This window comes from Loktanella sp. Alg231-35, assembly GCF_900143545.1.
In the GTDB taxonomy this organism is placed as follows: Bacteria; Pseudomonadota; Alphaproteobacteria; order Rhodobacterales; family Rhodobacteraceae; genus Yoonia.
Window position 1 is genome coordinate 210,148 of the sequence record NZ_FREV01000006.1, and the last position, 24,741, is coordinate 234,888.

The 24,741-nt window shown below is 57.9% G+C and carries 26 protein-coding genes; 15 read left to right on the forward strand and 11 right to left on the reverse strand.

Going from position 1 to position 24,741, the window contains the following annotated elements:
* Positions 1-121 precede the first annotated feature (121 nt).
* From DHN10_RS15720 to hisC, 3 genes are read right to left on the reverse strand one after another with little or no spacing between them, the layout of a single operon-like run.
* Positions 122-1,045, reverse strand: a complete 924-nt coding sequence (locus DHN10_RS15720; protein WP_234417154.1) for an extensin-like domain-containing protein — start codon at positions 1,043-1,045, stop codon at positions 122-124.
* Complete coding sequence (locus DHN10_RS15725; protein WP_108816289.1) at positions 1,042-1,965, reverse strand: prephenate/arogenate dehydrogenase family protein; 924 nt, start codon at positions 1,963-1,965, stop codon at positions 1,042-1,044. Before DHN10_RS15725 ends, DHN10_RS15720 begins: the two co-directional genes overlap by 4 nt.
* Positions 1,965-3,050 (reverse strand): histidinol-phosphate transaminase, encoded by a 1,086-nt coding sequence (hisC, locus tag DHN10_RS15730; protein WP_108816290.1) that lies wholly within the window; start codon positions 3,048-3,050, stop codon positions 1,965-1,967. The genes DHN10_RS15725 and hisC overlap by 1 nt, the downstream gene beginning before the upstream one ends.
* A 152-nt stretch (positions 3,051-3,202) precedes the next feature.
* Here hisC and DHN10_RS15735 point away from each other — a divergent pair, with 152 nt between their 5' ends.
* From DHN10_RS15735 to DHN10_RS15745, 3 genes are read left to right on the forward strand one after another with little or no spacing between them, the layout of a single operon-like run.
* Positions 3,203-3,832, forward strand: a complete 630-nt coding sequence (locus tag DHN10_RS15735; protein ID WP_108816291.1) for a class I SAM-dependent methyltransferase — start codon at positions 3,203-3,205, stop codon at positions 3,830-3,832.
* A complete protein-coding gene (locus tag DHN10_RS15740; protein WP_108816292.1) occupies positions 3,829-4,122 on the forward strand; it encodes a putative quinol monooxygenase in 294 nt (97 codons plus the stop codon). Before DHN10_RS15735 ends, DHN10_RS15740 begins: the two co-directional genes overlap by 4 nt.
* Positions 4,123-4,131: 9 nt before the next feature.
* Positions 4,132-4,881 carry a helix-turn-helix domain-containing protein gene (locus DHN10_RS15745; RefSeq protein ID WP_108816293.1) on the forward strand — a complete coding sequence of 250 codons (750 nt, stop codon included), beginning with the start codon at positions 4,132-4,134 and terminating at the stop codon, positions 4,879-4,881.
* 60 nt (positions 4,882-4,941) lie between these two features.
* Here DHN10_RS15745 and rpsD read toward each other — a convergent pair whose 3' ends face one another.
* Positions 4,942-5,562, reverse strand: a complete 621-nt coding sequence (gene rpsD / locus DHN10_RS15750) for a 30S ribosomal protein S4 (RefSeq protein WP_108816294.1) — start codon at positions 5,560-5,562, stop codon at positions 4,942-4,944.
* A gap of 287 nt (positions 5,563-5,849) precedes the next feature.
* Here rpsD and DHN10_RS15755 point away from each other — a divergent pair, with 287 nt between their 5' ends.
* Genes DHN10_RS15755 through DHN10_RS15765 form a run of 3 tightly spaced genes read left to right on the forward strand, consistent with a single transcriptional unit; the run spans position 5,850 to position 7,156 of the window.
* Entirely contained in the window at positions 5,850-6,254 is a 405-nt protein-coding gene (locus DHN10_RS15755) for a hypothetical protein (protein ID WP_159087023.1), read from the forward strand.
* Positions 6,255-6,266: 12 nt separating this feature from the next.
* A complete protein-coding gene (locus tag DHN10_RS15760; RefSeq protein ID WP_108816296.1) occupies positions 6,267-6,734 on the forward strand; it encodes a DMT family transporter in 468 nt (155 codons plus the stop codon).
* Positions 6,731-7,156 carry a DMT family transporter gene (locus DHN10_RS15765; RefSeq protein ID WP_108816297.1) on the forward strand — a complete coding sequence of 142 codons (426 nt, stop codon included), beginning with the start codon at positions 6,731-6,733 and terminating at the stop codon, positions 7,154-7,156. Before DHN10_RS15760 ends, DHN10_RS15765 begins: the two co-directional genes overlap by 4 nt.
* Here DHN10_RS15765 and DHN10_RS15770 read toward each other — a convergent pair.
* The 7 genes from DHN10_RS15770 to hemN form a co-directional block, all read right to left on the reverse strand.
* On the reverse strand, positions 7,153-7,989 hold the full coding sequence (locus tag DHN10_RS15770; RefSeq protein WP_108816298.1) for an NAD-dependent epimerase/dehydratase family protein: 837 nt from the start codon (positions 7,987-7,989) through the stop codon (positions 7,153-7,155). The genes DHN10_RS15765 and DHN10_RS15770 overlap by 4 nt on opposite strands.
* 3 nt (positions 7,990-7,992) lie before the next feature.
* The gene (locus tag DHN10_RS15775) at positions 7,993-8,772 is read right to left on the reverse strand and encodes an HpcH/HpaI aldolase family protein (protein ID WP_108816299.1); all 780 of its coding nucleotides are present in this window, start codon (positions 8,770-8,772) and stop codon (positions 7,993-7,995) included.
* Positions 8,769-9,974, reverse strand: coding sequence for an NAD(P)/FAD-dependent oxidoreductase (locus tag DHN10_RS15780; RefSeq protein ID WP_108816300.1), 1,206 nt, complete (start codon positions 9,972-9,974; stop codon positions 8,769-8,771). Before DHN10_RS15780 ends, DHN10_RS15775 begins: the two co-directional genes overlap by 4 nt.
* Complete coding sequence (locus tag DHN10_RS15785; protein WP_108816301.1) at positions 9,971-11,656, reverse strand: hydantoinase B/oxoprolinase family protein; 1,686 nt, start codon at positions 11,654-11,656, stop codon at positions 9,971-9,973. The genes DHN10_RS15780 and DHN10_RS15785 overlap by 4 nt, the downstream gene beginning before the upstream one ends.
* Complete coding sequence (locus DHN10_RS15790; protein WP_108816302.1) at positions 11,653-13,728, reverse strand: hydantoinase/oxoprolinase family protein; 2,076 nt, start codon at positions 13,726-13,728, stop codon at positions 11,653-11,655. Before DHN10_RS15790 ends, DHN10_RS15785 begins: the two co-directional genes overlap by 4 nt.
* A gap of 86 nt (positions 13,729-13,814) precedes the next feature.
* Positions 13,815-14,705: a LysR family transcriptional regulator gene (locus DHN10_RS15795; protein WP_108816303.1), complete on the reverse strand. Its 891-nt coding sequence runs from the start codon at positions 14,703-14,705 to the stop codon at positions 13,815-13,817.
* A 99-nt stretch (positions 14,706-14,804) separates the two neighbouring features.
* The gene (gene hemN / locus DHN10_RS15800; RefSeq protein WP_108816304.1) at positions 14,805-16,160 is read right to left on the reverse strand and encodes an oxygen-independent coproporphyrinogen III oxidase; all 1,356 of its coding nucleotides are present in this window, start codon (positions 16,158-16,160) and stop codon (positions 14,805-14,807) included.
* A 49-nt stretch (positions 16,161-16,209) separates the two neighbouring features.
* Between hemN and fnrL the strand changes: the two genes are divergently transcribed.
* From fnrL to ccoS, 9 genes are all read left to right on the forward strand, one after another.
* Complete coding sequence (fnrL, locus tag DHN10_RS15805; protein ID WP_108816305.1) at positions 16,210-16,941, forward strand: transcriptional regulator FnrL; 732 nt, start codon at positions 16,210-16,212, stop codon at positions 16,939-16,941.
* Between the two features lie 125 nt (positions 16,942-17,066).
* Positions 17,067-18,668: a cytochrome-c oxidase, cbb3-type subunit I gene (gene ccoN / locus DHN10_RS15810; RefSeq protein WP_108816306.1), complete on the forward strand. Its 1,602-nt coding sequence runs from the start codon at positions 17,067-17,069 to the stop codon at positions 18,666-18,668.
* 10 nt (positions 18,669-18,678) lie between these two features.
* Positions 18,679-19,404 carry a cytochrome-c oxidase, cbb3-type subunit II gene (gene ccoO / locus DHN10_RS15815; protein WP_108816307.1) on the forward strand — a complete coding sequence of 242 codons (726 nt, stop codon included), beginning with the start codon at positions 18,679-18,681 and terminating at the stop codon, positions 19,402-19,404.
* Positions 19,405-19,415: 11 nt separating this feature from the next.
* Positions 19,416-19,616: a cbb3-type cytochrome c oxidase subunit 3 gene (locus tag DHN10_RS15820; RefSeq protein ID WP_108816357.1), complete on the forward strand. Its 201-nt coding sequence runs from the start codon at positions 19,416-19,418 to the stop codon at positions 19,614-19,616.
* Positions 19,609-20,472 (forward strand): cytochrome-c oxidase, cbb3-type subunit III, encoded by an 864-nt coding sequence (ccoP, locus tag DHN10_RS15825; RefSeq protein ID WP_108816308.1) that lies wholly within the window; start codon positions 19,609-19,611, stop codon positions 20,470-20,472. The genes DHN10_RS15820 and ccoP overlap by 8 nt, the downstream gene beginning before the upstream one ends.
* Before the next feature lie 151 nt (positions 20,473-20,623).
* Positions 20,624-22,042, forward strand: a complete 1,419-nt coding sequence (gene ccoG, locus DHN10_RS15830; RefSeq protein WP_108816309.1) for a cytochrome c oxidase accessory protein CcoG — start codon at positions 20,624-20,626, stop codon at positions 22,040-22,042.
* Complete coding sequence (locus DHN10_RS15835) at positions 22,039-22,488, forward strand: FixH family protein (protein ID WP_108816310.1); 450 nt, start codon at positions 22,039-22,041, stop codon at positions 22,486-22,488. The genes ccoG and DHN10_RS15835 overlap by 4 nt, the downstream gene beginning before the upstream one ends.
* Positions 22,485-24,602, forward strand: coding sequence for a heavy metal translocating P-type ATPase (locus DHN10_RS15840; protein ID WP_108816311.1), 2,118 nt, complete (start codon positions 22,485-22,487; stop codon positions 24,600-24,602). The genes DHN10_RS15835 and DHN10_RS15840 overlap by 4 nt, the downstream gene beginning before the upstream one ends.
* Positions 24,599-24,736 (forward strand): cbb3-type cytochrome oxidase assembly protein CcoS, encoded by a 138-nt coding sequence (ccoS, locus tag DHN10_RS15845; protein ID WP_108816312.1) that lies wholly within the window; start codon positions 24,599-24,601, stop codon positions 24,734-24,736. The genes DHN10_RS15840 and ccoS overlap by 4 nt, the downstream gene beginning before the upstream one ends.
* Positions 24,737-24,741: the final 5 nt, after the last annotated feature.

Genomic DNA, 24,741 nt, shown 5'->3' on the forward strand with positions numbered 1-24,741 from the left:
CAACATATGGCGGCTTATAGGGGGCGGTAGCGCGGGGGTAAAGGCTCAGTTCAAACGCCGCTATTCGCCGACGGCGGCGACCACATCTGATTTGGCGCAATCCTCGCGCCGGTCGCCAAAGTTAACGGCAGTATGACCCACTGCGATATCTTGCCGTATCAAAATGGAAGTGGTCACGGTGAAACCGGTTTGATTCCGGGCCAAGCACAGTGCCAAACGGCCCGCAGGCCGCCCGCCACATCTGCCGCAATTGCGCGCCGTCATCCTCGGAATTCCAATCCGTCAGTAGCGTCATCTCGGTGCCGTCGCGCAGACGGATGCCCGCAATGTCGATGGCCCGGCCGAAAGAGTGTTCCGACAGCCGCGCACCGGCCTGATTGTTACGTGTGCGACAGGAATAGTGTGACACCACCCGCAGCGAGGATACACCACCCCCTTCTCCGCCAACCGCAGGCAGAACACCCCTTTCGACCCAGGTTTTGAGCGCCGAGGCCGTGCGGCAGTCAATCGTTGCTTGCGGGCTGAGCGTCACACCCGCAACGGCACGCACCCGCACCGCATCATCGATACCGCAAGCACCGGACCCGTCCACGCGGCCAAGGGTCTTGCCCTGAATTGACGGGTCACCGCAGATCTGACCGCGCAACCGCGCAAGGCGGCGTTCTTCTGCCGCAGCCTCAATGCTGGCGGGACGTACGGCAGGGCGTGGGGATGTTGCTATAGCGTTAGGGCTGAAGGCAAAGAGGTCGCGTTCGGCGCGGAACAAGGCCTGTGTTTGGGCGCCATGCGCTAGATCAGGGCGATCAAATGGGCGGGGGATGGGGCGGATCTCAGAACTTGGCAAGATAGCCTCTGCTGAACCGCGCGCGCGTGGGCGGACGGTGTCCTCAGCTGGTTCTGCGATGACCGCCGCAGCCGGTTCAACCGCTTGTGTAGTGGCATCCGTTGGTACGTCTGGTCGGGCCACCGGCCGGGCCGTGTCGTCTTGGGCCCAAAGGTTTCCTGTGGACAGCATGACAATCAGACATGCCGCCCGGACGATCACGGCTTTGACGCCTTGGTCCGGCCAAAGTCGGGTGCGTCCGTATCTTGACCCGCCTCAATGATCCCGCGCCGAATGGAACGGGTCCGCGTGAAATAGTCATGCAGGTGATCGCCATCACCCTGCCGGATGGCACGCTGCAGCGCGAAAAGTTCTTCGGTGAAGCGGCCTAAAATCTCTAGCGTCGCTTCTTTGTTGTTCAGGAACACATCGCGCCACATAACCGGATCAGAGGCGGCGATACGTGTGAAATCCCGAAAACCGGCGGCCGAGTATTTGATGACCTCACTGTCGGTCACCCGGCGCAGGTCGTCAGCCACGCCGACCATCGTATAGGCGATCAGGTGCGGTGTGTGACTGGTGACAGCCAGCACCAAATCATGGTGTTCGGCATCCATCTGCTCAATCAACGCGCCCATGCCACGCCAAAGATCGGCCAAGCGGTCTATGGCTGCCGTCTCACTGCCCTCAGCAGGCACCAGAATGGTGTAGCGTCCGTCAAACAGCTCTGCGAAGCCCGACCTTGGACCGGAATGCTCTGTCCCGGCAAGCGGGTGTGCAGGCACAAAGTGGACACCTTCAGGGATATGTGGTCCGACGCTTTCAATCACCGTCCGCTTGACCGAACCCACATCGCTGACCGTGGCACCCGGTTTGAGGACCGGGCCGATTTCTGCAGCGACGGCAGCCATGGCCCCTACCGGAACACAAAGCACGACAAGATCCGCGTCCTTTGCCGCCTCGGAGGCGCTCTCGCTGATCGTGTCGCACAGTCCGATTTCGCGCGCGATCTCGCGTGTTTCGGCAGAGCGGGCATAGCCTACAATTTCGCCAGCCAGGCCTTTGCGCCGCATGGCGTGACACATGGAGGATGCGATCAATCCCAGCCCGATCAGGGCGACGCGGTTGTAGATTTGCGCCATTAGCTGACCCCTTTGAATTGGGCAACAGCATGGGCCACACGGCGGCAGGCGCTTTCATCGCCGACGGTGATGCGCAGACAATGGGGCAGGCCGTAACCCCCGACCCGGCGCACGATAATACCCTCGCTGCGCAGATGGTCGTCGCAGGCGTTTGCCTCAACCTCGTCAGAGAACCGTGCCAGAATGAAATTCGCCGTTGAGGTGTCGGAGGGCACGCCAAGTTCGGCCAGCGCGTTCGCCAGCCAATCACGCCAGCGTACATTCTCAACCCGGCACTTTTCAGTGTGTTCGGTATCACGCACAGCTGCTTCTGCTGCTGCCAATGCCGCAGCAGAGAGGTTAAACGGCCCTCTGATCCGGTTTAGCACGTCGATCACGGCCTGCGGCCCATAGCCCCAACCAATGCGCATGCCCCCAAGCCCGTAGATCTTGGAAAATGTGCGCGACATAAAGACGTTGTTACGCGCCTCGACCAGCGATTGGCCCGCGTCAAACCCATCCACAAATTCCGCATAGGCTCCGTCCAGCACAAGCATGGCCTGCGGTGGCAACCCTTCGGCCAGACGTGCAACCTCTGCGGCGCCAATCATCGTGCCTGTCGGGTTCGCTGGGTTCGCGATAAACACCAGTTTGGTTTTCTCTGTACAAGCCTTGAGGATGGCATCGACATCGACCACACGTTCGTTTTCGGGCACTACAACCGGGGTCGCACCACAGGCGCGTGCATAGATCGGATACATGGCAAACCCATGTTCGGTAAACAGCACCTCGTCACCGGGGCCTGCATAAGCCTCAGCCAGCAGTTTGAGCACATCACCTGACCCCACACCGCAGAACACGCGGGTTGGGTCAACGCTCCAGATTTCGCCAATGGCGGCCTTCAGGCTGGCGTGGTCGGTGGACGGATAGCGGTGCAGATCGTGAGTGGCACGCACGACGGCCTCTTTCGCGGCAACGCTTGGGCCCAGCGGATTTTCGTTTGACGATAGCTTGAGCACGTTGCTTTGCCCGGCAAGCGCCGATGCACCGCCCTGATAAAGCGCAATATCAAGAATGCCCGGTTGGGGTTGAATGCCGTCAGCCATAAAGGTCCGTTCCCGTGTCGTTTCGCCTGTTCTAGCGCCCCGCCCAGAGCAACGCCAGTGCGAAGGTCGCATCGCCGCGTTTGTCCGAAGAGCGCGTGTTTTTGGCAATTCCGCGAAAGCACGGCACCGCTGATCTGTGATTGGTTGTGGGCATGACCACTGATCTCAATCTTACCCGTTCCTATGACATGGCCGCCGGGCGTTGGCGCACAAAGGTCGAAGGACTTGGATATGCCGCCGCCTATCGCTGGCTGATCGATCAGTCCGGGCTATGCACCGCCAGCACCAGCGTGCTGGACGTGGGCTGTGGCACCGGAGAGTTCAGCCGCGCGCTGATTGAGGTTGCTGGCCGCCCCGGTTGTCTGACCTTGCTTGATCCATCCAGCGAAATGGCTGCGGCGGCTTTGCGATCGCTCACCCATTTCACGGCCGATCTTCAAGCTGTCACCGCGCCGCTAGAGGATGCACCTTCACACCCCCACGACATCGTCCTTTGCGCACATGTCATTGAACATTTTGACGATCCCCAAAAGGCATTGCACTTGCTGAAGGCTCAGTTGGCCCCCGGTGGCCGCATGATCCTTGTCGTGAGCAAGCCGCATTGGTGCAACTGGATCATCTGGCTGCGCTGGCGGCACCGGAGGATCAAGCCAAACGTGATGCGTGCGTATCTTGCAGCCGTGGGGCTGCATTGCCTGTGGGATGCTGGTTTCCCTGCCGGCCCACCAAGCCGATCAAGCCACGCCTATCTGATCACCCACCAAAAGGAGCCAACTTTATGATATATGTCGAAGTGAATTTCACCGTTGCCGCGGTCGATCAAGGTGCCGCCGTCGCCTGCCTGCTTGAAGAGGCGCTTGTCATGCAGGCCCTGCCCGGCAATCAGGGGTACAGGGTGCTGGTGCAGCCGCAGACAGAGGGGGTGATCACGCTTTTGCACAAATGGAATGACCTAGATAGCCTTGACGCATATCGCAATGGCCCGCTTTTCGCGAAGGTTGGGGGTGTTCTGCGCCCAATAATGACCGGCGCGCCCAGCACAACCGTTTATGATGCAACGCCAGTGGGATAGTTTGCCCCTATGACAGAGCTGCCCGCCTTTTGCGTCTATCGCGATTTCCCTCCAGAGGATGACAAGACAATCCAGTTTGACCGTCACTATCTGCTGTATGCGGCCAAAGGCACGATGCGGTTGCAGGCGGATGGGCGAACATGGACCTTGCCGCCTGCACGCGCAGCGCTGATTGCCGCCGGAGCGCCGATCACCCTATCCATTGCTACCACTATCACCTGTTGTTCGGCGCTGTTTTCGCCGGGCAGCTACGATGCACCCGCTGCGACTTTGCGTGTTCTGGATATGTCGCCGCTGGCGCGCGAGCTGATCCTGGCCTGCCGCACCTACGGACCAGATGCGACGGATCTGGACAATGATGGGCGCCAGTTGTTCGATACGCTTTACATGCTGGCAACCCGTGCTGCAGCGGCCCCGAATGCAATGTGGATGCCTGTGGCCAAGTCACAAGCGGTGCGCAAGGCACAATCACTGACCGAGGCGCATATCGCCGAAGCACCGAGTTTCGCCGAGATTGCAACCGCCGTCAGCCTGACAGAACGGACATTAGCGCGCCGGTTTCAGGATGAGATTGGCATGTCCTGGCGTGATTTTCTGCGGCGGCTGCGGATGATCCGCGCGGTGGAAGGACTGTCTGACCCAACGCGCCAAGTGACACAGGTAGCGCATGATGTGGGGTATCGTTCGTCCAGCGCGTTCAACGCGGCATTTCTGGATTTCACGGGGCAGACGCCGACCAGTTTTCGGGCAAGTCTGTAGACAACAAAAAGGCCGCCCCGGATGGAGCGACCTTTGAGAATTCTTCTTCTATGACGAAGATTAGTTCTTCGCGTAGAATTCGACGACGAGGTTTGGCTCCATCGCAACCGGATAAGGCACATCGCCCAAACCAGGTGTACGTGTGAATGTCGCTGTCATCTTGTTGTGGTCGACGTCCATGTAATCAGGCACATCACGCTCTGGTAGCTGGGATGCGACCAAAACCAGCTCAAGCTGCTTGGACTTCTGACGCACTTCGATCACGTCGCCTTCTTTGACGCGGTAGGAAGGGATGTTCACCTTCTTGCCGTTCACTGTGACGTGGCCGTGGTTCACGAACTGGCGTGCAGCAAAAACAGTTGGGACGAACTTGGCGCGGTAAACAACGGCGTCCAGACGGCGCTCCAGCAGACCGATAAGGTTTTCACCTGTATCGCCCTTAACACGCTCGGCTTCGCCATAGATGCGGCGGAACTGCTTTTCTGTCAGGTCGCCATAGTAACCCTTCAGCTTTTGCTTTGCGCGCAGCTGTGTGCCGAAGTCGGACAGTTTACCCTTACGGCGCTGACCGTGCTGGCCGGGGCCATATTCACGACGGTTTACTGGGGACTTTGGACGACCCCAGATGTTTTCGCCCATCCGGCGGTCAATTTTGTACTTGGCAGCGGTACGTTTAGTCATACGCTGATCTCCTTCTTTGTTTGCGAAGGGCGTTGTCCTTTCCCCGGATTTGGCCGGGACGACAGGGTTCCGCTTGCGCGGTCCACCAACACCAATGGATGTGCGGCTTATAAAGGGGATTCTTGGCGTGTCAACGGCCAGAAACTGCCGTTCACTTAAAGTTATCTGCGCGACTTAAGTTTGAACATATTCTGTCCCAATATGGCCAAACACACACGATATGTGGTACGAAGGGGCAGTAACGAGGACTTAGTTTGCCGATTTATTTGATCATCGCGTTAACCAGTGTGACAGCATTTTGGCTTATTGGTCATTTGACAGTCAAGCGACGCTTTGGTGCCCTAAATACCAATCTGTCCGATATTTATCGGTCCGCAGTTGCTGTTCCACCAGAGGAAGGCGCCACGCCACGCCTGATTGCGCTTTGCATTGACCTGATGCGCAAGGAACATTGCACCGATCCGTTTGAGGATCTGAGCGCGCACGAACAGAAGATGGCATTGCACGCCCATGCCGTCGAAGCCCTTCCTTCTTGGATGTCGAAATACGCAGCCCTTGGCCTGTCGCCGCATAACCGCGCGCTGATCAAGCAGATGCATCAGGTTAAATCCTCGCGACCTGCAAAGAAACCGAACCTTTACTACGGTGCCGTCAGGCGACAACAGCAATTGCGCAGCGCCTCAAAAACCTAGACAAGCTGGACTATGTCGCAGTCTGCACAGCCCCCGCATATGATCCATTTCGCTGCCGCCTTTGGCGCTGGTGGTCTGCTCTCGCTCATGGTGTTGTTCAATGGCACGCTGGCCGCCTATGGGTCGTTGTTCTTCGCCTCCTGGGTGCCACATCTGACGGGCACCGTCGCCGCACTTGTTTGTCTGGCGATCATGCGTCCAAAACGCGCAAAGGCCGCACGACCGCCGCTATGGGTCTATCTTGGTGGTGTGTCGGGTGCCGTGACCGTCATGCTGACCTCTGCTACGCTGAATTCAGCCTTGGCTCTTTCTGGGACAATCGCGTTGGGGCTGGCAGGGCAAATGGTCTTTAGCCTTTTTGCCGATACGCGGGGGCTGTTCGGCCTGCCCCAACGCACACCCACCGCACGCGACTATGTCTCGCTGGCCCTGATCACCGCAGGCAGCCTGATCCTGATCTTCTTTGGGAGCGCCACATGATCGGGTTCGCACTGCTTGCCATTCTTGCCGGTGTGCTGGTCTCGCTTAGCCGTCAGATCAACGGGCGATTGGCCTTGTCCACCTCGGCGATGGAATCCTCATTCTGGAACCACATCGTTGGGCTTTGCTTTATCACGGTAGTGGCGGTGCTGGCCGGCGGGCTTTTCGCTGGCGCGCCTGAGCAATCACCATGGTGGGCCTATCTGGGTGGCCCGGTCGGCGTCATCTTTATCGCTGCGGGCAGTTGGCTGATCGCACGGATCGGTGCCGCGCAAACGGCCCTGCTGATCATTGCGGGGCAGATGGTGTTTGGCGTGTTGCTGGATGTCTGGCTTGGTGCGCCCGGCAATCTATGGGCAAGGATCATCGGCGTTGCGCTGATCCTTGCTGGCATGTGGGTGTCACGGACTGGGCGCAGCTAGGTTTCCTTGCGATCATCAACAACGCCCAGCGCCGCAACGCCAGAGTTGCCCAATTCAACCGTGGCAAACGGCCCACCGATGCATAGATTGGCGGGGTCTTTGTTATCAAGTGGGGGCGTGTCTGCAAAAACCTCTTTGGCGAACACTTCAGCGTTGTCCTTGGGGCGATACCCCAGATGCCCGGCTTTGCTATTGTCCACAACGGCTCTGTCGTTGTTTGAGAGGCCGTAGACAATCGTGAAGCCCACAACGGGGCTGTCGATTGACCGCTCGACCAGATGGATCAGGTCGTCATAGGACAGCCATGTGCCGATGCTGCGCGCGTTATTCGCCTGCGCGCACGAGAAGATGCGCATGCAGACGCTCTCGATCCCGCGTTTGTCCCAGTAGAGGCTGGCGAGGTCTTCGCTAAAACACTTTGCCAGTCCGTAATAGGTGTCAGGGCGATGTAGCGCATCAAGGCCGATGGTGTCCGTTTTCTTATGCATTCCCACGGCATGGACAGAACTGGCATAGACCACCCGCTTGACGCCGCAGCGATAGGCCGCTTCCCAGACGTTATAGGCTCCAATGATGTTGGATTGCAGGATGTCGTCCCATGCGGCCTCATCCCCGATGGCCCCGAAGTGGACAACCATATCCGCGTCCTTAATCACCTCAAGCATGGCGTTCAGGTCGGACAGATCGGCTTTCACGTAGCGTTCACCTGGGTAGAGAGCACCAACATCTTCGGCAATATCCGTTGATACCAATTCATCGCAGAGTTTGGTCAGTGGTTCGCGCAGGTAAGACCCAAGGCGGCCCGCTGCCCCTGTCAGCACAAGTTTCTTCATCGCTTAGTCCTTTCGTGTCGCCGCACGCATTTGTGCCAGCAGCGCGTCTGACCCTTTGGCCAGCACATCTGAATCCAGCCCGCAGGCCACAAAATCAAACCCATCATTGATCAGCTCTGCTGCAAACGCAGGGTTGGTCGATAAGGTGCCAACGGGAATGCCCGCCGCCTTTAGTTTCACCGCGGCCTCGCGGATCACGTCCCACACTTGCGGCGACTGGGTTTGCCCCAAAAGCCCCATGTCAGCTCCGATATCGGCGGGGCCAAAGAAAATACCATCGACGCCTTCGACCGATCCCATTTCAACCGCCTGCGCGACGGCGGCTTGCGTTTCGGCCTGAATGATCACCCCGATATTGTCGTTGGCCTGCGCGTGGTAGTTTTCGACCCGCCCAAATTGGCTGGCGCGGATGGACCCAGCCACGCCGCGGATGCCCGCTGGCGGGTATTTCGTGGCCGCAACAGCGGCTTTTGCCTCTTCCACGGACTGCACCATCGGAAACAAGATGTTGGGCGCACCACTATCCAGCAGCCGCTTGACCATCACCGCGTCATTCCAAGGTGCGCGCACCATGACGCCAGATCCATGCGGTGCGATCGCCTGTAACTGGCCGATCACCGTGGCCACATCGCCGGGGGCGTGTTCCATATCGACCAGCAGCCAGTCAAAACCGGATGTCGCTACCACCTCTGCCGTCAGATTATTGGCAAGGCTGACCCAAAAGCCGATTTGTGCGGCACCACTGCGCAGCCCCTCAAGAAAGGTGTTTTGCGGGTATTTCATATGACAGCCTTTTCAACGAATTTCTCGCCGCGCAGAATCCGGTCATAGCCGAAGGGCGACAGATCAAGCGTGCGATATTCGCCGTGGGTGATCAACTCTGCTGTGCCGCGTCCCATCGCGGGCGATTGCTGAAATCCGTGGCCGGAAAAGCCATTCACAAAGATGAAATTCTCGACCTTGCCATGCGGTCCCAAGATCGCGTTTTGGTCAAAGGTGTTGTAGGCGTAGTGTCCCGCCCATGAGTTGCGCAGCTTGATCGCCTCGAACTGCGGGATGCGAGTGGCCAGCACAGGCCAGACCTTGTTTTCCCATATGCTGTGATCCTGCACAAAGTCATCATAGTCCACCGCCGGATCTTCATCCGGTGGGCAGCCAGCTAGATAATAGGTGCCATCGGTGCGCATATGTACGCCGGAGGGGTCGATAGTCAGCGGCAGATGGCGGTCGAGCGGCTTTTCGGCCTCAAAGATGAACGTGTAGCGCTTGCGCGGTTCAACCGGGATCTCGATCCCGGCCATACGGCTGGTCAGCACCGCACGAGGCCCGGATGCGTTGACGACAGTACCACAGCTGACAACCTCACCCGACTTCAGGATCACACTTTCCACCCGTGTCCCAGCAGCATTACGGTTCATCGCGATCACCTCATTGGTGAGGTATTCGACACCGCGTTCCTTGGCCGAGCGTTTCCACCAATCAAAGAGCGTGTTGCCGTCAAAATAACCTTCATCAATAAGGTTGTGGTTGGCCGCGACAATGTCATCAAGATGATAGAACGGGTAGTCGCGCGCGATCTCGTCCCGCGTCATATGCTTGGTACCAGCACCACAAGCGGCCTGTAATTTCTGACTTTCGCGCAAAGTCGCGGCAAAATCAGCGTTGTCGGCAAGATACATGTAGCCGTAGCTTTGTAGTGCTAAGTCAGGCACACGCGGATCACCGCCCATATAGTCGCGAAAGTTCTTTACGAAATCGGCGGCAAATTGCGAAACTCGCACATTGATTTCACGGCTGAATTGTTGCCGCATGCACGAATTCGTGTGCGAGGTAGACGTGAATTCATAGGTAGGGTCGCGTTCCACCACAAGAATGGAGCCGTCGAAATCCGGGTTGTCCGTCAGGAACCATGCAACCGATGATCCATACATCGCCCCACCAACAATCACGACATCATAGCTGGTCTTGGCTGGTGCTTGCGTCATGCCGTCTCTCCCTTTGCGATGGCTGAAAGGACCGCCTCCACGGCCTCCATGCTCATCCCATACTCATCGCATGCAGCTTTGGCAGAAATGTAGCCCCGTGCAAGATCACGTTTGACACGCTCTGGATCGCGGTCCGCTGCTGCGCCATAGCCCGCACCACCGGGAAAGGCGAGCATCACGCGGCGCCCTTCGGGCACATGCTGTTTTCCTTTGCCCCGCATCGGGCTGCCGTCATCCTGTGCGATGGTTGTTGGCGCGCCGTCCTGCCCGCCCTGCCGCCCGCGTGCGGGGTGATCAACGCGGTCGAACATGGCAGAGAAGTCAAATTCGTGGCCCGTCGTTGCCCCCACTTCCATGTATTGACCCAGGCCGCCCCGATGCTCGCCGGCACCGCCGCTGTCAGGGCGCAGTTCCTTGCGCCAGATGATGACTGGGCCGGTGTGCTCTGTAGCCTCAATCGGCATGGTCATCACACCCGAGGGGAAGGCCGTAGCGTTCAACCCGTCAACTGTGGGGCGTGCCCCCGCACCACCTGAGTTGAAGGCCAGCACCTCGGATCGCTGCCCTTTGTTGCCCGGTGCGGGGCGCAATGAGACCTGGAAATTGCACAGGCAGCCCGCCCCTTCGGCGGGCACAGTCGCAGGCAAAATTTTGTCAAGCGCGTCGTAAACCGTATCGGGGATCATATGCCCGATGACATGGCGCAGGGCGACGGGGGCCGGGTGAACCGCGTTGACGATGCTATCGACGGGCGCTGACACCTCAAACGGCGCAAGAGATGCCGCATTGTTCGGGATTTCCGGAGCGATGGCGCATTTGAGCGCATAACACGCATAGGCCTTTGTATAGACAAGCGGTACGTTGATACCTTTCTTGTCGAGGCCCGACGTGCCGGCAAAATCGCAATGCATCCGATCCTTTTCGATGGTCAGTTTCACCTTGAGATCAATCGGCGTGGCGAAGCCATCGATGCGCATGGCCCCCGTCGCAGTTTCGCGGGGTAAGGCGGCAATCCGCTCCAGCGTCGCGCGACGCGAGTTTTCGAGGATGAAGTCACCGATGCCTTCAAGATCAGTCAGTTTGAACTCATCCATCATCTCAACTAACCGGCGATGCCCAATCTCGTTACAGGTCGCCAACGCGTACATATCGCCCACCAGCTGGTCAGGCTCACGCACATTCCCGCGCACGATACGGATCAGTGTTTCGTCCACTGTGCCGCGATCCGCAAACTTCATTATCGGGATATAGAGGCCCTCTTCGTAGACGCTCGCTGCGTCCGCTCCAAACCCGCGTCCGCCGATATCGACGACATGCGCCGTGCAGGCAAAAAAACCGACGTGGTGGCCATTGAAAAACGACGGGCTGACGACGGTGATGTCATGCAGATGCCCGGTGCCTTCCCAAGGGTCGTTGGTGATATATACGTCACCTTCGTTGATGTTCTCGCGCCCAATGCGGCGGATAAAATGCGCCACGGCATCAGCCATCGCATTCACGTGTCCGGGCGTGCCCGTGACGGCTTGGGCCAGCATCAGCCCTTCGGCATTGTAGACCCCGGCAGACAAGTCCCCGGCTTCACGTACAGAGGTAGAGAACGCGGTGCGTACCAGCGCCTGCGCCTGCTCTTCCACGACCGAAATCAAGCGGTTCCACATGACTTGATAGGCAATTTTGCTCATGACCGTTTCTCCGTGATGTCGATGGTGCCGTCGGGCCGGGCGATGGCGGTGCGGCTGTTTGGGACAACGATGGTGGTTTCATCTTCGGTGATCAGGGCAGGTCCTGTGACGGTGTCGCCGGGGTTCAATGCGGTGCGCAAAACGACGGCGGCGGCGCTGACAGCCCCAGCCACTGGATCAAAAAGTGCGCGCTCGGATGCGATGGCACCGGGTGCCCCTACCGGCGTATCGCCGAGCGTGTCTGCCCTGGCTGCTTCGGTCGTGGAATTGACCGCCCAGACCGTAATTTCGATGTCCATGCCCGCGACCGTGCGCCCAAAGAGCGTTGTGTAGTCGGTCTCAAACAGCGCCTGAAAAGTGGCTGCATCAGGATTGGCGGCCTGTTCGGCCGTCAGAGCGATGGGAATTTCCCAGCCCTGCCCTGTGTAGCGCATATAGACCTTATATTCGGCCTTGATGGGTGCCGCATCGTCGCAGGTGCGCACAAAGCCCGTCGCCTCTGTTTCCAGCTCACTCAGCAAATCCTTCACCGTGTCGGGCGCAAAGTCCGACAGCTTCATATAGACGCTGCGGGTCGCCTCAAAGCTAAACGGCGCACGCAGGAACCCGATAGCGGAACCAACGCCCGCGCCAGTTGGCACCAGCAAACGATCCACACCCAGCTTTTCGCACAAACGCCCGGCATGCAGCGGTGCCGCACCGCCAAAGGCAATCATGGTGTAATCGGCAAGGTCTTCGCCATTCTCGACCGCATGAACACGGGCGGCGTTTGCCATGTTTTCGTCTACCACCTCTGCCAGCCCAAAGGCGGCCGTCTGTGCATCCATGTCCAGCGGTTCACCCAGCGCGGTCAGTGCCTTGGCTGACGCGTCGCTGTGCAATTTGATCGACCCACCGGCAAAGTTATCCGGGTCCAACTTGCCCAAGGTCAGGTCCGCGTCTGTCACCGCCGGGCGTTCGCCACCACGACCGTAGCAAGCCGGACCCGGTTCTGATCCAGCACTTTCTGGCCCGACGCGGATCTGACGCATGGCATCGACATGGGCTAGGCTACCGCCCCCTGCCCCGATCTCGACCATGTCGATGACAGGGATCGAGATGGGCATGCCAGAGCCCTTTTTGAAGCGATAGGTCCGGGCAACTTCGAACACGCGCGCGGTCTTGGGGGTTTGGTTTTTGATGAGGCATATCTTAGCGGTTGTGCCTCCCATGTCGAAAGATAGCACCTTTTCCAGATCATAGCGCGCGGCGATATTCGCGGCGAACACAGCACCGCCTGCCGGGCCGGATTCAACCAGACGCACCGGAAAATCTGCAGCACTTTCAAGGCTGATGATGCCACCGCCGGAATGCATCAGGAAAATCGGGCAGGCAGCGCCTTCGTCCGCAAGCCGCCCTTCAAGGCGACCCAAATAGGATTTCATCAGCGGCTTGATATAGGCGTTCGCCACGGTCGTGTTGAAGCGTTCGTATTCGCGCATCTGCGGCGATACTTCAGACGATAATGAGATCATCACACCGGGCATTCTCTCGGCCAGCACATCGCGGATCATCTGTTCGTGGCTGTCATTGAGGTAGGCATGGATCAGGCCAATTGCGACACTCTCAAAACCATAGGACGTGATGCGATCCGCAAGTGCCTCAATCTCGGCACGGTCCAGAGCGATCAACACGTTGCCCTGCGCATCCACCCGCTCTTTCAAGGTGAAACGATGCTGACGCGGCAACAGCGGTTCAGGCAGTTGCAGGTTCAGGTCGTATTGTTCAAACCGGCTTTCGGTGCGCATCTCGATGACATCACGAAAGCCGTCGGTTGTGATCAACGCGGTTTTGGCGCCGCGCCGTTCGATCAGGGCATTGGTGGCCAATGTTGTGCCATGAATGATCTGGGCGATCTGGTCAGGGCTGATCCCTGCCTTGGCGCAGACCTGATGCATTCCGTCAATAATCGCGTTTTCGGGGGCGGCGTAGGTTGTCAGCACTTTCGTTGAAAACTGATCCTTGCCAACCTCAAGAACAACGTCCGTAAACGTGCCCCCGATATCAACGCCCATCCGAATATCGTTTCTCATGCCCACCACCCTCATGTGCTTGGAGGGCAGCCTAGAGCAGGCAATAGATCAATTCCAATTACTATATTCTATATATTCAATCAAATTTAGTGATTAAAGGCCATTGCAGTTGTGACGGCGATTTCAGCGGCGTCGGCCACGGCCTGTGAAGACCGCTCCGCGTCAAATCTTGCATAGAAATCCAACGGCTCTGGCGCCCAGTCATAGGAAAGCTGGATCAATCGCCCCTCGCTGAGGTCACTAGCCACCATCGCGGCGGGCAATGCGGCAATTCCCATGCCGTCAATGGCCATGATCTGACTTGCAGCCAGATTGCTCGAGGGCACCAAGCGCGGGGCCAAATCGCGGCGTGGGCCAAAATGCGCTGCGATTTCTTCATAAAGCCGCGTGTCGCGTGCATGTGTCAGGATCGGTTGCGCGGCAAGGCTCTCAAGGGTTTGCCTGCCGGAAAGGCCAAGAGCGGGCGATGCGACCCAAATCACCGGATAGGCCCCGATCTTCAGCTGCCCGGTCGCTAAGCGACTAAAGGGTTCGTTTTGCAAAGCGAGATCAAGCGCGCGCTCTCCCAGCCGCTTTTCCAGATCGACCGAGAAATCGACGGTCAACTCAACCATCAGGCCGGGGTACTCACGCTTGAGGTTGCGCAGGTATTCATGCAGCCATGTATGCACGATCATCTCGGTGACGCCCAAACGCAGCGTCCCTTCGATCAGGCTTTTTTGATCTGCGGCTGTGACCAGATCATCCGTGGCCTGCAGGACGCGGCGCGCATGGGCGAGCAACTCTTGCCCCTTGCCTGTCAGCCTGACCGACCCCGCATCGCGCGTCATCAAGGTGACGCCCAGCGCTTGTTCAAGCCCGGCAATACGCGCAGAAATATTGGGCTGCGTTGTATTCAGCCGCTCTGCGGCGCGCCGGAAACTTTGCAGGTCAACAACCCAGACAAAGGCTTCAAGTTGTTTGAGGTTCAGCCGCATCCGTGCCCTTCCGTCATTTGTTATTGCATTATGCATGAGGGACGCGTGGGGGGCAGGTCAATGCACATGTCGCAGCGCCATCGAAAGGGCGATACCCCTTTAGATGGCGGCTGCGTGTCCGACGTCTTCACTTGCGAAATGGTCAATGTATTTCGCGATGATGCGCGTCAAAGGCTCAAATCTGGGGAGGATTTCTAACCCCTTGGCGTTCAGGTTGAAGACATCGGTAAAATGCGACATCAGCCCCTCGGCTGTCTGTCGGATCAGCTCGGCTTGTGTGGGGAAGCGGTCTTGCAATTCTCCTGTTGGAAAAACAAAACGGCACATCAAGGCTTCGATCATTGCTGCGACCAACTGGTCAGAGGCAGTCATCGTATAGCCTTTGTGCCCGGCAAGCCCGGTCTCGGCGATGCGTTCCTGATAGGCGGAAGTAGCGACGGCATTTTGCAGATAGCCGTCGCGGAAATGCGAAATCGCCGAGGCACCAAAGCCGAGGAGCGTTTCACTTTGATCATCGGTGTAGCCTTGGAAGTTGCGCCGCAGTTGCCCTGCTTGTGCTGTGCGATAAAGACTGTCGGTGTCCTTGGCGAAGTGGTCGATCCCGATGGCATGAAATCCTGATGCGGTCAGCACGTCCTTAGCGATCGTCGCCAAATGGAAGCGCTGCTGCGTGTCCGGCAGCGTTTCAGATTTGATCATCACCTGCCGTTTCGACATCCACGGCACATGGGCATAGCCATAGATCGCCAGCCGGTCAGGGTTCATTGCGATGACATGAGCGAGGGTTTCACGAAAGCTCGCCTCAGTTTGGAAGGGAAGCCCATAGAGCAAGTCAAGATTGATGGCCGTCAGCCCCCGCGCCCGTAGGAATTGGACGACACGTGTGGTCTGAGCAAGGGTTTGCGGGCGGCCAATGGCGTCTTGGACTTGCGTGGCGAAATCCTGCACGCCAATGCTGGCGCGGTTCATCCCGAACGCAATCAGGGTTTCCAACAACGGCTCTGACGCTTCGGTTGGGTCAATCTCGACCGACAACTCAAAATCTGCCGCTGGCGAGAACGCGCCAAAGACCGTTTCCAGCAATGACGTCATGGTTTGGGGCGACAAGATCGTGGGCGTCCCTCCGCCCAGATGCAGCCGCCCCATGGTGATGCCCTTAGGCAGCGATGCCCGCATTGCTGCAATCTCTTTGTTCAGCGTAGCGACATATGCGTCAACGGGTCGCATCGTGACTGTGCCTTGTGTGCGGCAGGCACAAAACCAGCAAAGCCGTTTGCAAAAAGGAATGTGAATGTAGATCGACACTGCCTCATCATGGCGAACATGCGACAGCCATTCTGTCTGAAACCGCATGCCAACGTCACTTTGGAAATGATTGGCAGGCGGATAGCTGGTGTAGCGCGGCACTTTGGCGTCAAACAAGCCGTGCCGCGAAAGGGTGTCGTAATCTTCCATAAGTCCGTTTACCCTGCCAGGAGGGCTAGAAACTTTGACACAGATCAACATGCAAAAAATTGACCTCACGCCAGTGAAATGCAGCGAATGCCCGATCCGGCATCGCGCGGTTTGTTCGCGGTGTGATGGTGACGAGCTTTTGCGCCTAGAAGCGATGAAATCTTACCGAAGCTACAAGGCCGGCGATATCATCCTGTGGCGGGGCGAGCCGCTTGAGTTTGTGGCCTCTGTTGTGTCTGGCATCGCGAACCTGTCGAAAACACTTGAGGACGGACGCACACAGATGGTGGGGTTGCTTTTGCCATCTGACTTTATCGGTCGCCCCGGCCGAACGCAGGTCGAATTTGATGTCACCGCGACAACCGATGTTACCCTGTGCCGTTTTGAGCGTCTTTCGTTTGAAAAATTGATCGACGACACACCCCATGTGGCCCAACGCCTGATGGAACTGGCGCTGGATGAGCTTGACGCGGCGCGTGGCTGGATGATTCTGCTAGGCCGAAAAACCGCCCGTGAGAAAATCGCGACATTCCTTGATCTGCTGGCAAGCCGCGCAGTTCTTGAGCACACCAACGGGCATGTCCGGCTTGATATGCCGATGACCCGCGACCAGATCGCGAACTTTCTTGGGCTGACCCTGGAAACCGTCAGTCGTCAACTGAATGCCTTGAAAAAGGACGGTATCATTGCCTTCTCGGGCCGTCGTGAGCTTGATGTCGTGGACATCATCGCCCTGCGCGAAGCGACTGGCGATGACGCAGACGGCGGCATGATCGTCTAGACCACACCCCACGTCGATTTCCCCGCTGGTTTGACTTGGATCAAAGCAGCCGAACTGACCTTCTCCTAGAACGCTCTTGCGAACAGGAGCGTCTTTGATGGTGCTCGGGTAACTGTGAGGGCACTATGGACTATATAAAACTCGTTCTCTTGGGAATCGTGACCCTTGTGGCTGCGATGGCTGCAAGCTGGGCACATGATCTGGCATATCAGATTCATGCAATGCTGATCATGGTGATCGCATTTGGTATGTTTATCTGGGTCTTACGTCGCACCGACGAACCCAAACCTGTACCACAAGACGGAGTTTATTCCGACGGTGTGATCCGTGCAGGCGTGATCGCCACGGCGTTTTGGGGTATCGCGGGATTTCTGGTGGGCACATTCATCGCCTTCCAACTGGCGTTTCCTGAACTCAACTTCGATTGGGGGCAGCCATTTACCAACTTCGGGCGTCTTAGACCGCTGCACACAAGTGCGGTCATTTTTGCATTTGGGGGCAACGCCCTGATCGCCACGTCGTTTTATGTGGTGCAGCGTACCAGCGGCGTGAAGCTCTGGGGCGGTAACGCTGCATGGTTTGTTTTCTGGGGCTATCAGTTGTTCATCGTGCTGGCCGCGACAGGTTACTTACTTGGCGCAACCCAATCCAAAGAATACGCAGAGCCTGAGTGGTATGTGGATATCTGGCTGACAATCGTCTGGCTGGCCTACCTCGCTGTTTTTCTTGGCACGATCTATATGCGCCGCGAGCGGCACATTTATGTCGCCAACTGGTTCTTCTTAAGCTTCATCGTCACCGTCGCCATGCTGCATTTGATCAACAACCTGTCGGTCCCTGTCAGCTTCTGGGGCTCTAAATCCGTGCAGGTCTTCTCTGGCGTGCAGGATGCAATGACGCAGTGGTGGTACGGCCACAACGCTGTGGGCTTTTTCCTGACGGCGGGTTTCCTGGGGATGATGTACTATTTCGTGCCCAAGCAAGCAGACCGTCCGGTTTATTCCTACAAGCTGTCGATCATTCACTTCTGGGCGCTGATTTTCCTCTATATCTGGGCGGGACCGCACCATTTGCACTACACAGCACTGCCTGACTGGGCATCGACCCTTGGTATGGTCTTTTCGATCATCCTGTGGATGCCAAGCTGGGGCGGGATGATCAACGGCCTGATGACGCTGCAAGGTGCATGGGACAAACTGCGCACCGACCCGATCATGCGCATGTTTGTGCTGTCGCTGGGTTTCTACGGCATGTCCACATTTGAAGGTCCGATGATGTCGATCCGCGCGGTCAACAGCCTGTCACACTATACAGACTGGACCATCGGGCACGTACATTCCGGTGCGCTTGGCTGGAATGGCATGATCACCTTCGCCTGCATCTACTTCCTTACGCCCAAGCTTTGGGGTCGTAAACAGATGTATTCAATGTCGGCGATCAACTGGCACTTCTGGCTCGCCACATTGGGTATCGTACTCTACGCGGCGTCCATGTGGGTCACGGGCATCATGGAAGGCCTGATGTGGCGCGAAGTCGACGACCAGGGCTTCTTGGTGAACTCTTTCGCTGACACCGTCAGTGCCAAGTTCCCCATGTATGTGGTCCGCGGACTTGGGGGCGTTCTGTTCCTCTCTGGTGCGCTGGTCATGGTCTGGAACATGTGGATGACCATTCGCGGGGCAAAACCCGCGACGGCCACTCTGCCTTACGCAACACCTGCTGAATAAGGACCGGATCATGGCATTTCTTGATAAACACGCGATCCTGGAAAAAAGCCCGACGCTGCTTTTGACCGCCTCATTGCTGGTTGTGACTGTCGGCGGGATCGTCGAAATCGCACCATTGTTCTGGCTCGAAAACACCATCGAAGATGTTGAAGGTGTGCGCCCCTACTCTCCATTAGAGCTGACGGGACGAGACATCTACATCCGCGAGGGCTGCTATGTCTGCCACAGCCAGATGATCCGACCTATGCGCGACGAGGTAGAGCGCTATGGCCACTACTCACTGGCTGCCGAGTCGCAGTATGATCACCCGCACCAATGGGGGTCAAAACGAACGGGGCCGGATGTGGCACGTGTCGGCGGGCGCTATTCGGACGCCTGGCATGTGGATCACCTGATGGATCCCCAATCTGTGGTGCCCGAAAGCATCATGCCAAAATATGCCTTCCTTGCTGATGTAAAGATCGACGGCGAACATATCGAGGCACTGCTGTCGACGCACCGTTTTGTAGGCGTGCCTTACACAGATGAGCAGATCGCCCAAGCTCAGGCTGACTTTCGAATTCAGGCCGATCCCGAAGGCGATTGGGACGGGCTGGTTGAACGCTATCCCGGTGCGGCTGTGTCGAACTTTGATGGCCAGCCGGAACTGACCGAAATGGATGCCCTGATTGCCTATTTGCAGGTCCTTGGAACCATGGTCGATTTTTCAACCTTCACACCTGATGCAAGCCGATAGGAGGCATGGACATGGATACTTATTCACTCCTGAGGCAAATCGCGGATAGCTGGGTGCTTTTGGCGATGTTTACGTTCTTTGTGGGCGTTGGCATCTGGGCCTTCCTGCCCAGCCAGAATGCCGCACGCAAGGACGCCAGCATGATCCCATTCCGCAATCACGATCAGACCGACACTCGGCCCGTTGATCAGAAAGGGCAAAGCAATGGCTGACCGCAAAGTTGACGAAGAAACCGGTGTCGAGACCACAGGCCATTCCTGGGACGGCATTGAAGAGCTGAACAACCCTCTGCCGCGCTGGTGGCTTTGGACCCTCTATCTGACGATCATCTGGGGCATCGGCTATACCATCGCCTACCCTGCATGGCCTATGGTATCGGGTGCCACCGCCGGTGTTATGGGCTGGTCAACCCGCGAAAATGTGGCCAACGACATTGCTGCACATGATGGGCAGAACGCCAATCTAGTGGCTGCGTTGCTGGAAGCAGACATGGCGGCCTTGCCGGAAAATGCGGATCTGAACCGCTATGCCGTCGCACGTGGTGGTGCTGTCTTCCGCGCGCAGTGTTCGCAATGTCACGGCTCTGGTGCGGCGGGTGCGGTGGGTTACCCCAACCTTCTGGATGATGACTGGCTTTGGGGCGGCGAGATGGAACAGATTGTCTATTCCGTCACCCACGGTATTCGCAATGAGACCGATCCAGACGCCCATTGGTCGCAGATGCCTGCCTTCGGTGACATCTTCACAAGGGAAGAAACCACAGCGACCGTCGAATACCTGGTGTCGCTGGCATCACCCGAATTTGACGCCACGCTTGCCGAAGAAGGCGCCGTCCTGTTCCTCGACAATTGTGCGGCCTGCCATGGCGACGCGGCGATGGGCGACCGGGCGATTGGAGCGCCAAACCTCGCGGATGCCATCTGGCTTTATGGTGGGGACCGCGACACGCTGGCCTACAGCATCGAGAACGCCCGATTTGGTGTCATGCCCGCATGGGGCCAACGCCTGAGCGACGAGGACGTGCGCGCAGTGTCCGCCTATGTTCACGCTTTGGGTGGCGGTGAATAATCGCATAGGTTTGCCCACCACTCAGGGCTGACCTAGGGTCCCGGAACGACCCTGTTCGCAAAACATGTCGTTCCGGGATTTCTTGACACAGATCAAGGCATTTCCGGCACGCGCGCGGTAGCGTGCAGTCGCGAACAGGAAAACTAGCACAATGGCTCACGAACCAGCGCCTTCTCTTTATGCTGCACAAGAACCGGTCTTTCCCCGTAAGGTGAAAGGGTTCTACCGGACGTTCAAGTGGTGGATCATGGCCGTGACGCTGGGCATCTACTATCTGACGCCCTGGATCCGCTGGGATCGCGGCCCGAACCTGCCCGATCAAGCGGTGTTGGTCGATATGACCAACCGCCGTTTCTATTTCTTCTGGATCGAGATCTGGTCACACGAATTCTACTTTGTCGCGGGCCTGCTGATCATGGCGGGGCTTGGGTTGTTCCTGTTTACTTCGGCGCTGGGCCGGGTCTGGTGCGGCTATACCTGTCCGCAAACCGTCTGGACCGACCTTTTTATCCTTGTTGAACGGTGGATCGAAGGCGACAGAAACGCACGCGTTCGCCTCTGGAACGGCAAGTGGTCGGCGCGAAAATGGCGGCTGCGCATCACAAAATGGACGGTCTGGCTGGTGATTGCCATGGCGACGGGTGGTGCCTGGGTGTTCTATTTTGCCGATGCACCAACACTTTTCCGCGATATCTTCACCCTGTCGGCCCACCCTGCGGCCTATGTCACGATTGCCATCCTGACCCTGACGACTTTTGTCTTTGGTGGCTTCATGCGCGAACAGGTTTGCATCTACATGTGCCCTTGGCCCCGTATCCAGGCGGCTATGATGGACCCCGACACGATCACAGTTGCCTACCGCGACTGGCGCGGAGAGCCGCGCGGCAAGAAGCGTGATGCCTCGACCGGCGACTGCATTGATTGCATGGCCTGCGTGAATGTCTGCCCGATGGGTATCGACATTCGTGATGGCCAGCAGATGGAGTGTATCACATGCGCCTTGTGCATTGATGCCTGCGACGACGTGATGGAGCGTATCGGCAAACCGCGTGGATTGATTGACTATCTGGCGCTGTCAGATGAAGAAGCCGAGCGCGCAGGTGCCCAACCACGGCCGTTGTGGCAACATGTGCTGCGCCTGCGGACCATTATTTATACGGCGATGTGGGCGGCCATTGGTCTTGGCCTTGTCTATGCGCTGTTTATCCGTAGCGACATTGAACTGACGGTCAGCCCGGTACGCAATCCGACGTTTGTGCTGCAATCAGACGGCTCTATTCGCAATATCTATGTTGTGCGGTTGCGCAACAAATTGGGCGATGATCGCCAGTTCCACCTGAGCCTGACCAGCGATGACATCCTGCGGATCGAGCTTGAAGGCTCCAACCGCGAGCTTGCGATCGAAGTGCCCGCGAATGAGACCATCCTGCAACGGGTCTATGTCACCGCCCGCCCGCAGGACGCTGCGGCGTCACGCAATAGCACACCACTGCGCCTGTGGGTCGAAGACCTCGACAGTGGCGATAAGGCAAGTTGGGATACGATCTTTAACGGAAGGGAAAGCCAATGACCGAAATCAAAGGATGGCATGTCTTTGCAGGTTTCAGCGGGGCATTTGGGATCATCATCGCGGTGAACCTGACACTGGCGTTTCAGGCTGTAGCGACGTTTCCGGGGTTGGAAGTCCGTAACTCTTATGTGGCCAGTCAGTCGTTTGATGCAGATCGCGCAGCGCAGCTGGCGCTTGGCTGGGATGTTACGGCGGAATTGTTCGATCACGAGCTGATCCTGACCATTCTCGAAAATGGCGTCCCAATTGACCCCGAAATCGAAAGCGCCACGTTTGGGCGCGCAACAAACGTAGCCTTTGATGAGACACCCCAGTTCGTTTTTGACGGCCAAGCCCTGCGTGCGCAGGTCGTGGCAGGCGAAGGCAATTGGAACCTGCGCCTGAAGGCGCGCGCGGCCGATGGCACATTGTTCCAGCAACGGATCATTGTCCGGGGCACTCAATGACAGCCGCCTGCCCTGCCTGCGTCGCTATCCCCACAGCGGAAGAGCTTGATTTGGGCCCTGCCCTGCAATTTTCATTGCCCGGCATCCATTGTGCGGCCTGCATTGGCAAGATCGAGCGTGGGCTGGCAAAGGTGCAGGGCGTGCAGAATGCGCGGGTGAACCTGTCGCTCAAACGGCTTTCGGTGACCGGGCCGGTTAATCCGGAGCATATCACCGCGACGCTTGGCACTTTGGGGTATGAAGCCTACCCGCTTGATCTTGAAGCACTCAACAACGCCCATGACGCGGTGGGGCGCGATCTGCTGATGCGCATGGCTGTGGCTGGCTTTGCGATGATGAATGTAATGCTGTTGTCGGTTGCGGTCTGGTCGGGGGCCACGGATGCAACACGCGATTTGTTTCATCTGATTTCAGCGGCGATTGCACTGCCTGTTGTGGCCTATTCCGCCCAACCTTTCTTTCGCAATGCATGGACGGCCTTGCGCGCCCGGCGGCTGAACATGGATGTGCCGATTTCGCTGGCGATCATTCTGGCTGCGGGCATGTCCCTGTTTGAGACCCTCAACAGCGGCGAGGACGCCTATTTTGATGCCGCACTTTCGTTAACGTTCTTCCTGCTCATCGGGCGCTACATGGATCACCGCACTCGCAGTGCAGCCCGCTCTGCCGCGAAGGAACTGACAGCCCTCGAAGTGCAAATGGCCCATCGGGTAACATCCAAGGGGACGCAAAAGACCCCTGTTGCAGAGCTTGGGATTGGCGATCAGATTCTTGTTCCCACCGGCGGGCGCGTGCCTGTTGATGGCATCCTGCTGTCGCAAAACGCCCTGATGGATCGGTCATTCTTAACCGGTGAATCTGCTGCGGTGGAACTTGCCGCCGACGCCATTTTGCAAGCGGGTGAGATTAACGTTGCCGCCCCTTTGACAGTGCGGGCAACTGCTGTGGGTGACGACACAACACTGCGCCGCATGGCGCGGATGGTGGAAACCGCTGAAAACAGCCGCAACAGCTATACCGCATTGGCCGATAAAGCGGCGGCAATTTATGCACCTGCCGTGCATCTTCTGGCGCTGTTGGCCTTTGCCGGATGGGTCATCGCCAGCGGTGATGTCCGTCATGCGTTGAATGTGGCGATTGCGGTTCTGATCATCACCTGCCCCTGTGCGCTTGGGCTGGCTGTGCCTGCGGTTTCAACAGCGGCGATCAGCCGTTTGTTTGGCATGGGATATCTTGTCAAACACGCCACCGCGCTTGAACGTTTGTCAGAGATCACCCGCGTTGTCTTTGACAAGACCGGCACACTCAGCCAGCCATCTGTGGCCCTGTCCGAGAGCTTCTCTGCGGTCGAGAAATCTGTGGCGAAAGCCTTGGCGCAGGCGTCGCACCATCCTTTGTCGCAGGCGTTGAACGCAACGCTGGCAGAGATTGGTCCGGCGCCGGTTACGGATATCGAAGAAATCGCTGGGCAAGGTGTGGCCGGCCATTGGCAAGGGCAAACTGTACGTCTGGGGCGGGGTCACTGGCTGGGTGCGGATTTTGACGCCTTGGGCCTGCAGATCGGTGATCAGCCCGCAAAAGCGACGCACGCCCACGAAGTGCTGCGCGATGGCGTCAAAGAAGCGCTGGATGGGCTGAACATGCCTTGCGAAATCGTCACTGGCGACGCGGCAAAGCCCGCGCAGCGATTTGCAGCGCAACTTGCCATTCCTGTCACAGCTGATGTGCGGCCAGAGGCCAAGCTGAACTATCTGCATCAACTCACCGATCAGGGTGAGCATGTGCTGATGGTCGGTGATGGTCTGAACGATGCTGCCGCTTTGGCCGCCGCACATGCCTCGATTGCGCCTGCCTCGGCGCTGGAAGCGTCGCGCAGCGCCTCTGACATTGTGATCCTGCGTGACAGTTTTGCCGAACTGCCCTTGCTGCTGCGGATCGCCCGGCTTGCCCGGACATTGTCGAAACAGAACTTCGCTATTGCCGCACTTTACAACAGCATCGCGATCCCGATTGCCTTGGCCGGATATGCGACCCCGCTGGCCGCCGCTTTGGCAATGTCAGCATCTTCCATTACAGTGCTTTTGAACGCCCAACGGATAAGGTTTGCAAAATGAATGTTCTGGTGATCTTGATCCCTGTCTCGCTTATTTTGGGTGGTATTGGTCTGGCTGCGTTTATCTGGACAGTCCGCAGCGACCAATATGATGATGCCGAAGGCAACGCCGCCCGCATCTTGCTTGACGATTAAGCGCA